Source organism: Halopseudomonas salina (genome assembly GCF_008641105.1).
The window spans coordinates 429,885-441,552 of sequence record NZ_VTTI01000002.1; the positions used below are offsets into that span (position 1 = coordinate 429,885).

The 11,668-nt window shown below is 56.7% G+C and carries 12 protein-coding genes and 2 tRNA genes; all 14 read right to left on the reverse strand.

All coding sequences use genetic code 11. From position 1 onward, the window contains the following. Window positions 1–8 precede the first annotated feature (8 nt). On the reverse strand, window positions 9–920 hold the full coding sequence (gene pqqB / locus FZF01_RS05320) for a pyrroloquinoline quinone biosynthesis protein PqqB (protein ID WP_150277088.1): 912 nt from the start codon (window positions 918–920) through the stop codon (window positions 9–11). A gap of 69 nt (window positions 921–989) precedes the next feature. Continuing rightward, on the reverse strand, window positions 990–1,061 hold the full coding sequence (gene pqqA / locus FZF01_RS05325) for a pyrroloquinoline quinone precursor peptide PqqA (RefSeq protein WP_081941331.1): 72 nt from the start codon (window positions 1,059–1,061) through the stop codon (window positions 990–992). 254 nt (window positions 1,062–1,315) lie between these two features. Then, the gene (gene exaC, locus FZF01_RS05330) at window positions 1,316–2,836 is read right to left on the reverse strand and encodes an acetaldehyde dehydrogenase ExaC (protein ID WP_150277089.1); all 1,521 of its coding nucleotides are present in this window, start codon (window positions 2,834–2,836) and stop codon (window positions 1,316–1,318) included. A gap of 341 nt (window positions 2,837–3,177) precedes the next feature. Beyond that, window positions 3,178–3,522 (reverse strand): YggL family protein, encoded by a 345-nt coding sequence (locus FZF01_RS05335; RefSeq protein ID WP_150277090.1) that lies wholly within the window; start codon window positions 3,520–3,522, stop codon window positions 3,178–3,180. A gap of 158 nt (window positions 3,523–3,680) precedes the next feature. Further along, window positions 3,681–3,757, reverse strand: a tRNA-Pro gene (locus tag FZF01_RS05340). 88 nt (window positions 3,758–3,845) lie between these two features. Further along, entirely contained in the window at window positions 3,846–4,205 is a 360-nt protein-coding gene (locus FZF01_RS05345; protein WP_022964137.1) for a MerR family transcriptional regulator, read from the reverse strand. Continuing rightward, window positions 4,186–4,488 carry an integration host factor subunit alpha gene (gene ihfA, locus FZF01_RS05350; RefSeq protein WP_036992243.1) on the reverse strand — a complete coding sequence of 101 codons (303 nt, stop codon included), beginning with the start codon at window positions 4,486–4,488 and terminating at the stop codon, window positions 4,186–4,188. Before ihfA ends, FZF01_RS05345 begins: the two co-directional genes overlap by 20 nt. Window positions 4,489–4,491: 3 nt before the next feature. Then, window positions 4,492–6,873 carry a phenylalanine--tRNA ligase subunit beta gene (gene pheT / locus FZF01_RS05355; protein ID WP_150277091.1) on the reverse strand — a complete coding sequence of 794 codons (2,382 nt, stop codon included), beginning with the start codon at window positions 6,871–6,873 and terminating at the stop codon, window positions 4,492–4,494. Window positions 6,874–6,913: 40 nt separating this feature from the next. Further along, window positions 6,914–7,918, reverse strand: coding sequence for a phenylalanine--tRNA ligase subunit alpha (gene pheS / locus FZF01_RS05360; RefSeq protein ID WP_150277092.1), 1,005 nt, complete (start codon window positions 7,916–7,918; stop codon window positions 6,914–6,916). A 104-nt stretch (window positions 7,919–8,022) separates the two neighbouring features. Next, the gene (rplT, locus tag FZF01_RS05365; protein WP_150277093.1) at window positions 8,023–8,379 is read right to left on the reverse strand and encodes a 50S ribosomal protein L20; all 357 of its coding nucleotides are present in this window, start codon (window positions 8,377–8,379) and stop codon (window positions 8,023–8,025) included. A 22-nt stretch (window positions 8,380–8,401) separates the two neighbouring features. Next, complete coding sequence (gene rpmI, locus FZF01_RS05370; protein WP_022964142.1) at window positions 8,402–8,602, reverse strand: 50S ribosomal protein L35; 201 nt, start codon at window positions 8,600–8,602, stop codon at window positions 8,402–8,404. A gap of 61 nt (window positions 8,603–8,663) precedes the next feature. Beyond that, a complete protein-coding gene (infC, locus tag FZF01_RS05375; protein WP_188434448.1) occupies window positions 8,664–9,215 on the reverse strand; it encodes a translation initiation factor IF-3 in 552 nt (183 codons plus the stop codon). Next, window positions 9,212–11,137, reverse strand: a complete 1,926-nt coding sequence (gene thrS / locus FZF01_RS05380; protein WP_150277095.1) for a threonine--tRNA ligase — start codon at window positions 11,135–11,137, stop codon at window positions 9,212–9,214. The genes infC and thrS overlap by 4 nt, the downstream gene beginning before the upstream one ends. Window positions 11,138–11,318: 181 nt before the next feature. Further along, window positions 11,319–11,395: transfer RNA gene (locus tag FZF01_RS05385), tRNA-Val, on the reverse strand. Window positions 11,396–11,668: the final 273 nt, after the last annotated feature.

Sequence of the window (11,668 nt, forward strand, 5' to 3'; positions counted from 1 at the left end):
TGGACTCCTTAAAGCGTGATGTGCATGCCGTCAAAAGCGACTTCAATTCCGTGCTGGGTCAGTTCGGCCCGCTCAGGCGAATCCTCATCCAGGATAGGATTGGTATTATTTATGTGGATGAGTACCTTGCGAGAGGCCCGCTGCTCATCGAGCAAGGCAATCATCCCGTCAACGCCGCTCTGCTGTAGATGCCCCATTTCGCTACCCAGCTTGTCGCCCACGCCAGCGAATGCCATTTCGTCATCACGCCACAAGGTGCCGTCCACCAGCAGACAGTGGGCGTCAGCCATCACTGCCCTGACTCGATCATCTGGACGACCCAGACCTGGTGCGTAGAAAAGGACGCCACCGGTATTCAGATCGCGCACCAGTAATCCGATGTTGTCACCAGGATGGGGATTGTTACGATGCGGCGAATAGGGAGGCGCTGCGCTGCGTAACGCAATGGCGGTAAAACGCAAAGCAGGACAAACGGGAATGCTGAACTCTCCAGCCAAAGGGATCGGATTCCATTGCAAGCCCCCATTCCAGTGCGCCAACATCTTGAACAGGGGAAAACCGGTGCTGAGATCCTCATGTACCATGTCGGTACACCACACCTGGTGTGGGCAGCCCTCGCGCAAGGTCAAGAGGCCTGTTACATGATCGATCTGGCTATCCATCAACACAATTGCACCGATTGCGGTATCGCGCACAGCGCGCGCGGGCTGCAGCACCGGAGTGCTTTCCAGCTGAGCACGAATATCCGGCGACGCGTTGCAAAGAATCCAGTTGATACCGTCGTCCGACAAGGCGATAGAAGATTGGGTGCGCGGCTTGGCGTTCAGGGTGCCCTTGCGTACTCCGTCACAGTTATGGCAATTGCAGTTCCACTGCGGAAAACCGCCCCCCGCTGCTGAACCTAGTATCTGAATATGCATGGGTTTTCCTGAGGCTCACCGAATCGGTTTGATCTGAGAAACACCCCGGCAAGCCGGGGTGCCGACTGCTCAACGATTAGCAAAGTACATGGTGACTTCAAAGCCGATACGCAGATCGGTAAAGCTCGGTTTAGTCCACATAGGTCGATCCTCTTGTTTTACGAGTGAGTCATGTCGGTCAATGCCGACAGATTCAGTTAAACACCCGCATTGAACTCCAAGAATGGTACTTTGGAACTAGATTCGGCCCGATTTGGTAGGGCCTGAAAGTGCCTGATCTGGTTACAGTTATCCGCCGGGCATAAAAAAACGCAGCCGAAGCTGCGCAATAATGGAGACCACCCACAGAATACGCCCGCCCGGGGGGAGCAATCCCGGGCGAACGCAACAGGGACCTAGAAGAAGCCCAGTGGATTGGTGTCGTAGCTGACCAGCAGGTTCTTGGTCTGCTGATAACTGTCGAGAATCATCTTGTGCGTTTCCCGTCCGACACCTGACTGCTTGTAGCCGCCAAAAGCCGCATGGGCCGGGTACAGGTGATAGCAGTTAGTCCATACTCGACCAGCCTGGATCGCACGGCCCATGCGATAGGAGCGATTGTTGTCGCGCGTCCAGAGCCCTGCACCAAGGCCGAACTCGCTGTCATTGGCAATCGCCAGTGCTTCGGCTTCGTCCTTGAAGGTGGTGACGCTGACGACCGGACCAAATATCTCTTCCTGGAATATGCGCATCTTGTTGTGACCCTTAAGCAGGGTCGGCTGAATGTAATATCCGTTGTTGATGCTGTCTTCCAACTTTTCTGCATTACCGCCAATCAGGAACTCGGCGCCCTCCTGACGAGCAACCTCCATGTAAGACAGGATCTTGTCGAACTGCTGCTCGGAAGCCTGGGCACCGACCATGGTTTCCGTATCCAGTGGATTACCACGCTTGATGCTCTGGGTGCGTTTGATTGCCAGCGCAATGAATTCGTCGTACATGGATTCCTGGATCAACGCCCGTGATGGACAAGTGCAGACTTCGCCCTGGTTGAAAAACGCCAGGACCAGACCCTCCACAGCCTTACTGATAAATGACTCTTCCGCCTGCATGATGTCGGCAAAGAAGATGTTGGGAGACTTGCCACCGAGCTCAACCGTGCAAGGAATAATATTTTCCGCAGCAGCGTGCATGATGTGCCTGCCAACCGGTGTGGAGCCAGTGAAGGCGATCTTGGCGATGCGCTTGCTCGTAGCCAGTGCTTCGCCTGCTTCACGTCCGTAGCCGTTGACCACGTTAAGAACGCCCGGCGGCAACAGGTCACCGATGATCTCCATCAGTACCAGGATACCCAGCGGCGTCTGTTCCGCCGGCTTGAGCACGATGCAATTACCCGCGGCCAGCGCTGGCGCGAGCTTCCAGGCAGCCATCAGCAGTGGGAAGTTCCAGGGAATGATTTGACCCACGACGCCAAGCGGTTCATGGAAATGATAAGCGGTGGTGTGCTCATCAATCTCCGCCAGCGTTCCTTCCTGGGCGCGAATACAACCAGCGAAGTAGCGGAAATGATCCGCTGCGAGCGGGATGTCGGCGTTCAATGTTTCGCGAACGGCCTTGCCGTTGTCCCAGGTCTCGGTAACAGCAAGCTTTTCGAGATTCTGTTCAATGCGGTCAGCTATCTGCAGAAGAATATTGCCACGAGCCTGCACCGAGGTTTTGCCCCAGGCTACCTTGGCTGCGTGAGCGGCATCCAGAGCCTTTTCGATATCTTCGCCAGTGGAACGGGGAATCTCGCATATAACGCCACCCGTCACAGGCGAGAGGTTGGTGAAGTACTGCCCTTTGACTGGCGCGACAAATTCACCATTGATGAAGTTGCCATAACGCTCTTTGAAAGAAACGACAGAGCCCTGAGCTCCGGGATTTGCATAAATCATGATTGTTATCCTCTGCACGTTGCCTGGCTCCTCACGAGCCAAGTCTTGAAACGATACTAGTTACAGCAGAGGGTCCCCGGGTATGCCTCCTTGGCAGGGTGGGGTTCGTTATTTAGTACTACTAGCACCAAAATGAGTTCAAGCGGATCAGCAACAGCCAACTCTGGGGCCAAAAACAATACGCATAAAAAAGCCCAGTCATTTCTGACTGGGCTTTTTCATCAATATCCATCGGGACGGGCGTCGCAACGACGACTGAGCGTTACCACGCAGCGACAGAAGCTGGCCATGGTAGCCTGATTCTACTTCTGAACCCCGTCAGGTATGGAGCGATTACCACTTCAGGCCGAAGCAGTAATTGCCGTGTCTGGATACCAGGCATCCACCAGCGGACTGACTTCCACTTTGCTCAGTTCGCTACGGCCTTTGAGCCAGCTCTCTACCGCTGCACGCTGTTCTTCGCTGACAGAGCCCCGCTCGGCCAGGCAGACCAGGCCGAAATCTTCACCGCCAACATAGTTCAGGCCGTTGGCTTCCAGAGCCTGCAGAATGAACTGATCGAGGAAGCTATCGATCTCTTCAACACCAAGGTCATCCTTCAGATCCAGGTTCAGCTCGAATCCCAGTTCCTGAAACTCATCAACACAGAGCTTTTTGCGCAAACGACGCGAACGGGTGGTAGCCATGGAAAATTCCTCTTTGGATGATTTAAGCAGGGAGAATAACAAGCTTGAAGGTCGGTCAGATTACAAGATACAGGGCAAACAGTTTGCCGGGAGTCGCCCTTCAGCTCCCAGAAATGAAAAAGCCCAATGCGTCAACATTGGGCTAAATCACTGAATATTGGTCGGGACGGAGTGATTCGAACACTCGACCCCTTGCACCCCATGCAAGTGCGCTACCAGGCTGCGCTACGCCCCGACTGTGCTTCGACTTTGTCTGTCGAAGCGGGTCGCATAATACATTAACTATCTGATACGAGAAAGTTTTTTTTCATTATGCGGGTAAATCAATGGGTCCGCAGAACCTGCAGCACTTCTTCCAGTTCGGTGATGGTCTGGCGGATCAATTGCTTGTAATGGGTGACGTCTTCCTTTGCTTCATCACCGGACAGACGCTGACGGGCGCCGCCAATAGTGAAGCCCTGATCGTAAAGCAGTGCACGGATCTGACGGATCATAAGCACGTCCTGACGCTGGTAGTAGCGACGGTTGCCGCGGCGCTTGACCGGCGACAGTTGTGGGAATTCCTGCTCCCAGTAACGCAATACGTGCGGCTTGACCGCACACAGCTCACTCACTTCGCCGATGGTGAAGTAACGCTTGCCGGGTATGACTGGTAGTTCGTCGTTATGGCTGGGTTCCAGCATATGCTTCTACTCGTGCCTTGAGTTTCTGTCCGGGGCGAAAGGTGACCACACGCCGGGCGGTAATAGGAATTTCTTCACCGGTCTTGGGGTTGCGGCCTGGCCGCTGGCGCTTGTCGCGCAGGTCAAAATTGCCGAATCCCGACAGTTTGACCTGCTCGTTGCTTTCCAGGGCGTTCCGAATCTCTTCGAAAAACAGTTCTACCAGTTCCTTGGCTTCACGCTTGTTGAAGCCAAGTTCCTCGTAGAGACGTTCCGCCATTTCTGCTTTTGTCAGAGCCCCCATAGGCTATTTCCTTAGTGTGGCATTGAACCTTTGCTCCAGAGACGTAAGCACTTTGTCCATGACAGCGTTCACCTCATCATCAGTAAGAGTGCGTGACGAATGCTGTAACGTCAAGCCGATTGCCAGACTTTTTCTATGCGGATCAATACCTTTACCTTCATAGACGTCAAACAACCTGAGGTTCTTCAATGCTTCGCCCGCATTGCTTTGAATGTCGGCAAGCAGATCTGCGGCCACCATTGTCTTGTCGACGACCAGAGCGATGTCCCGACGAACTTCAGGGAAACGGGACAACTCAGCGAAACGCGGCAGGCGCCCCTTGATGATTTTGCCTAGAGCCAGTTCGAATACGAACACGGCACCTTGCAGATCCAGCTCGGTGGCCAGTTGTGGATGCAACGCACCCAGCCAGCCAACTGTGTGTCCGTCGCGGGTGATACGCGCGGTCTGACCCGGATGCAAAGCAGGGTGCTCTGCGGGCTCGAAGCGGTACTGATCACCCGCACCGCCCTGCCCCAGCAACGCCTCTACATCGCCCTTCACATCATGGAAGTCGAGCTTGTCGCTACTGTTGGCCCAGCCTTCGGGTGCACGGCTGCCCGTGGCGATACCGGACAGCATCGGTTCCTGCAGCAGTTGGCCATCGGCCTGGGGCACGAAGCGCAGACCGCTTTCGAACAGGCGGACGCGGCCCTGCTGACGGTTCTGGTTGTACTGCACGGCCTTGCTCAGACCTGGCCACAAGGACGTGCGCATAACAGCCATGTCGCTGGAGATCGGATTAGCCAGGGCCAGGGGCTCGATCTGCGGGTCGAACAGTTTGTTCAGACCCGGCTCGACGAAGCTGTAGGTAATGGCTTCATGGTAACCGCGAGCAACCAGCAGGCGACGCAGTACCGGCAGCTCGCCACGGGTTTCCGGCTTGGCAGTCAGGGTCAGCGCTGCGGTGGGCGCACTGACGGGTAGACGGTTGTAGCCATACAGGCGGGCCAGCTCTTCGATCAGGTCGACCTCAATGCTGATGTCGAAGCGGTGGCTGGGTACATTGATCTGCCATTGCTCGGCGCCATCGGCGTTGATCTGCAGTCCGAGGCCTGTGAGGTAGCCGGTAATATCGGCGTCGCTCATCTGCATGCCCAGCATTTGCGTGATGCGCTCGTTACGCAGGGTGATGTGCTTGAGCGTAGGCAACTGCGCCTGCTCAACCGCTTCAACGATCGGACCAGGCTCGCCACCAACGATTTCCAAAATCAGTGCGGTGGCGCGCTCGGCTGCTTCGCGCTGCAGCTGCCAGTCGACGCCACGCTCGAAACGGTGTGAAGAGTCGGTGTGCAAGCTGTAACCGCGGGCTTTGCCGGCGATCGCGATGGTGTCGAAGAACGCGCTTTCCAGGAACAGATCGGTAGTCTTCTCGCTGACGCCGCTATGCTCGCCGCCCATGATGCCGGCCATGGCCAGCGGCCGTTCGTGGTCGGCAATCACCAGGGTGTCGGCACGCAGGGTTATTTCCTGGCCATCAAGCAGTACCAGTTTCTCGCCCTCCTCGGCCATGCGCACACGAATACCGCCGCGGATCTCGGCCAGATCGAATGCGTGTAGCGGCTGACCCAGTTCGAGCATGACGTAGTTAGTGATATCGACCACTGCATCAATGCTGCGGATATCGCTGCGACGCAGGCGCTCGACCATCCACAGGGGCGTCGGGCGGGACAGGTCGACATTGCGAATCACGCGGCCGATATAGCGCGGACACGCCTGGGGCGCGAGCAGCTCGACCGCGCGCTGTTCGTCATTGATTGCGGGCACGGCTGGAACGGTCGGACGGCAGACCTGCTCGCCGTAGTTGGCTGCGACTTCACGGGCCAGGCCGGCGATCGACAGGCAGTCACCGCGGTTGGGAGTCAGGTCGACTTCGATAATAGCGTCGTTCAGACCCAGGTATTCGCGCAGATCCTGGCCTGCGGGTGCATCCGCGGGGAGTTCGTACAGGCCGTCGTGATCGTCGGACAACTGGAGCTCGGCAGCGGAGCACAGCATGCCCTGGGACTCGACGCCGCGCAGCTTGGCTTTCTTGATCTTGAAGTCTTCACCCAGTACCGCGCCAACAGTGGCGAAAGGTACCTTGATGCCGGCACGCGCATTAGGCGCGCCGCAAACAACCTGGTGCTGCTCACCGCCGGCGCTGACCTGGCAGACACGCAGCTTGTCGGCATCGGGGTGTTGTTCGGCGCTGATGATCTCGCCGACTACCACGCCACTGAAGGCCCCGGCGGCGGGCGTGACGCTATCGACTTCCAGACCGGTCATGGACAGGCGCGCTACCAGCTCATCGCTGGAGACCGGCGGATTCACCCAGGTGCGCAACCACTGTTCACTGAATTTCATTGTTGGTTCCTGCTTTCAAAGGGATTGGCGGGTGCGTCGCTTAGCGAAACTGCTCGAGAAAACGCAGATCGTTATCGAAGAAGATGCGCAAATCGCCCACTCCGTAACGCAGCATCGTCAGGCGCTCGACGCCCATGCCGAAGGCAAACCCCTGATATTTTTCCGGATCGATACCGGACATGCGCAGCACATCCGGGTGCACCATGCCGCAGCCCAGCACTTCCAGCCAGTCGGCCTTTTCTTCACCGTTCTTGACCACGGTGCGGCGGATATCCACCTCGGCGGAAGGTTCGGTGAACGGGAAGAACGAGGGACGGAAACGCACTTCCAGGTCAGCTTCGAAGAACTCGCGCAGGAACTGCTCGATGGTGCCTTTCAGATCAGCAAAACTCACGCCCTCGTCGATCAGCAGGCCTTCGACCTGGTGAAACATGGGTGAGTGGGTCTGATCCGAGTCGCAGCGGTAGACACGGCCCGGACAGATGATCCGGATCGGCGGCTGCGTGCTTTCCATGGTACGTACCTGAACCGGTGAGGTGTGGGTGCGTAGCAGGGTGTTAGCGTTGAAGTAGAAGGTGTCGTGCATTGCCCGGGCCGGGTGATGGCCGGGAATGTTGAGTGCTTCGAAGTTGTGATAATCGTCCTCGACTTCAGGACCTTCCTCGACGGTATAACCGACGTGGGCAAAAATCTGTTCAATCCGCTCCATGGTGCGCGTAACGGGATGCAGTCCGCCGCTGACCTGGCCGCGGCCTGGCAGGGTGACGTCAATCCGCTCGGCAGCCAGCTTCTGATCCATGGCTGCTGCTTCCATGCTGCTCTTGCGGGCATTTAGCTCGCTCGAGACCTTCTCCTTGGCTTCATTGACCATGGCGCCTACTTTGGGGCGCTCTTCGTTGGGGATATTGCCCAGGGTCTTCATTACCTGGGTCAGTTCGCCCTTCTTGCCAAGGTATTGCACACGTATCTGTTCCAACGTGCTGACATCATCGGCCTGTTCGATTGCCTTCAGGGCTTGGCCGACCAGGGCGTCAAGATTTTCCATTTACAGACTCCAGAAACAAAAATAGGGGAAGAGCGATGAGGCTCTTCCCCTATTAATGACGTTGCCAACCGGAGCCAGGCTCCGGTGATTGTCGTAACGAGGGCTTAAGCCAAGCTAGCCTTTGCTTTTTCGACAATCGCGGTAAACGCCGCTTTTTCGTTCACAGCCAGATCGGCCAGAACCTTGCGGTCGATTTCGATGGACGCTTTCTTCAAGCCAGCGATCAAACGGCTGTACGACATACCGTTCATACGCGCACCAGCATTGATACGGGCAATCCACAGAGCACGGAACTGACGCTTGCGCTGCTTGCGGTCACGGTAAGCATACTGACCTGCCTTGATGACCGCCTGCTTGGCAACACGGAATACGCGTGAGCGTGCACCGTAGTAGCCTTTGGCGAGTTTCAGAATTTTCTTGTGACGCTTACGCGCCATTACACCACGCTTAACACGAGCCATTCTTTATATCCTCAACCTTGACTTAACGGAGACGCAACATGCGCTCGACTTTTTGCACATCAGCAGGGTGCAACTCGGAAGTACCCCGAAGTTGACGCTTACGCTTAGTGCTCATCTTGGTCAGGATGTGGCTCTTGAAAGCATGCTTGTGCTTGAGACCGTTGCCGGTCGCCTTGAAGCGCTTTGCAGCACCCCTTTTGGTCTTCATCTTTACTTTAGCCATGTTCAATTTCTCCGCATAGAGCGTTAATAGATAACCGCAAGGCCTGGCGATGCCCTGGAGGTTACTTTTTCTTCTTGGGTGCGATGACCATCATCAGCTGACGACCTTCCATTTTCGGATGCTGTTCGACGGTGCCGTATTCCAGCAGGTCTTGTTCGACCCGCTTCAACAACTCCATCCCCAGCTCCTGGTGGGCCATTTCGCGGCCGCGGAATCGCAATGAAACCTTGGCTTTATCCCCATCACTCAGGAAGCGTATAAGGTTACGTAGCTTGACCTTATAGTCCCCGTCTTCCGTCCCTGGTCGAAACTTTATTTCTTTGATCTGAATCTGTTTCTGATTCTTGCGCGCGACGGCCTGCTGTTTCTTCTTTTCGAAGACGTGCTTGCCGTAGTCCATGACTCGGCAAACCGGCGGCTCTGCATCAGGAGAGATCTCAACCAGGTCCATCTTGGCCTCTTCTGCTGCGGCCATGGCTTCCTGAATGGACACGATACCGATTTGTTCACCTTCGGCACCGATCAGGCGGACTTCGCGCGCCGTGATGTTCTCGTTGATCGGCGGGCGTTGTGCGGCTCTTTTGTCTTGTCTCATCTCGCGTTTAATCTTTATAGCTCCGAATTCTGGCGGCCTCGTTGTGCAACGTCACGGGCGAGGTATTCGGAGAACTCGGTAACAGTCATGGAACCCAGATCTTTACCCTCCCGTGTGCGCACGGCCACAGTGTGCGATTCGACTTCCCTATCTCCAATTACCAGGAGGTAAGGTGTCTTGTGCAAAGTATGCTCGCGAATCTTAAAGCCAATTTTCTCGTTTCTCAAGTCCGCAGTGGCCCGATAGCCCATTTCATTGAGACTTTTCTCCACTTCGGAGCAAAAATCGGCCTGATTGTCGGTGATATTGAGAATGGCGGCCTGCGTTGGAGCAAGCCAGGCAGGAAAATCGCCAGCGTAATGTTCGATCAGAATACCGATGAATCGTTCAAAGGAACCCAGGATCGCGCGGTGCAACATGACCGGAGTCTTGCGTGCGCCGTCTTCGGCTACATACTGGGCGCCGAGGCGACCTGGCAGCATGAAGTCCAGCTGCAGAGTTCCGCACTGCCAAACGCGGCCAATGCAGTCCTTTAAAGAAAATTCGATCTTCGGACCGTAGAACGCACCCTCGCCCGGCTGCAGATCCCATTTCAGTCCGGCCTTGTTCAGGGCAGATTCGAGACCCTTTTCAGCCTGATCCCAGAGCGCGTCGTCACCAACCCGGCTTTCCGGACGGGTCGACAGCTTGAGCTCGACGTCGTCGAAGCCGAAGTCCTTGTAGACCTGCAAGGTCAGCGCTATGAAGTCGGACGCTTCGGCCTCGACCTGCTCATCGGTGCAGAAGATGTGCGCATCGTCCTGGGTAAAGCCGCGCACGCGCATCAGGCCATGCAGGGAGCCGGAGGGCTCGTTGCGGTGGCAGGAGCCGAACTCGGCCAGACGCAGCGGCAGCTCGCGGTAGCTCTTCAGGCCCTGATTGAACACCTGTACGTGGCACGGACAGTTCATCGGCTTGATGGCGTAGTCGCGGCTTTCCGACTCGGTGGTGAACATGGCGTGGGAATAATGCTCCCAGTGGCCTGAGCGCTCCCAGAGCACCCGATCAACGACCTGAGGGGTCTTGATCTCTTTGTAGTTGGCACCGCGCTGGATCTGGCGCATGTACTGCTCGAGCACCTGATAGATGGTCCAGCCATCCGGATGCCAGAACACCATGCCCGGGGCTTCTTCCTGAGTATGGAACAGGCCCAGGCGCTTGCCGATCTTGCGGTGATCACGTTTCTCGGCTTCTTCCATACGCTGGATGTAGGCAGCCAACTGCTTCTTGTCGGCCCATGCGGTGCCGTAGATGCGCTGCAGCTGCTCGTTCTTGGCATCGCCACGCCAGTAGGCGCCGGAGATGCGGGTCAGCTGGAAGGCCTTGAGAAAGCGGGTGTTGGGCACGTGCGGACCGCGGCACATGTCGACGTATTCTTCGTGGTAGTACAGGCCCATGCTCTGCTCGTCGGGCATGTCTTCGACCAGACGCAGCTTGTATTCCTCACCACGGGACTCGAACACCTCGATGACCTGGTCACGCGGGGTGACCTTCTTGATCACGTCGTAATCGGTGGCGATCAGCTCACGCATGCGCGCTTCGATGGCGGCCATGTCTTCGGGGGTGAAGGAGCGCTCGTAGGCGATGTCGTAATAGAAACCGTCATCGATTACCGGGCCAATCACCATCTTGGCGGTCGGGTACAGCTGCTTTACAGTATGACCAATCAGGTGAGCGCAGGAGTGGCGGATGATCTCCAGCCCCTCTTCGTCCTTCGGCGTGATGATCTGCAGGGTCGCATCGGTGTCGATGGTGTCGCAGGCGTCTACCTGCTTACCGTTGACCTTACCGGCCAGAGTGGCTTTAGCCAGGCCTGCGCCAATGGATTGCGCGACCTCGAGTACGGTAACGGGGTGATCGAACGATTTCTGACTGCCGTCGGGGAGAGTAATAGTGGGCATGTGCCGCTCCTTCTCAGTGGTGACCCCTACGCAAGGCCACATGATGGAAAAGTCCGTCCGGAATGCCTGATGCTGCAGTTCAGACCAGCTAACGATCGCCGGCGCCCACACGGGCTACTGCACAGGCGCCCCGAAGGGCGCTGAAACAAAAAACCCGGCCACAGGGGCCGGGCTTTTAATTTGGTAGGCACGAGCGGATTCGAACCGCTGACCCCCACCATGTCAAGGTGGTGCTCTAACCAACTGAGCTACGTGCCTGCAATGGCCGCGAACTTTACGCAGCACGCCGAACCTTGTCAAGCGGTAAGTTACTGAATATCTGCAAGTTACCTGAAGGGCGCGGTGCGCGGCTCAGGGCCGGCGGAACGTTTCTGGAGCGGAAGGTCAAAATGGTTTCCCGCGTGCGCGGGAATGACGGGGTATTGGGGCGGGCAGCGGGAGTCTGTCTGATAAATGTTGAGCCGGTCACATAGGTAACACCACAAACCGGCCACATAGGTAACACCTATGTTGGCCGTATTACTCGTCCCC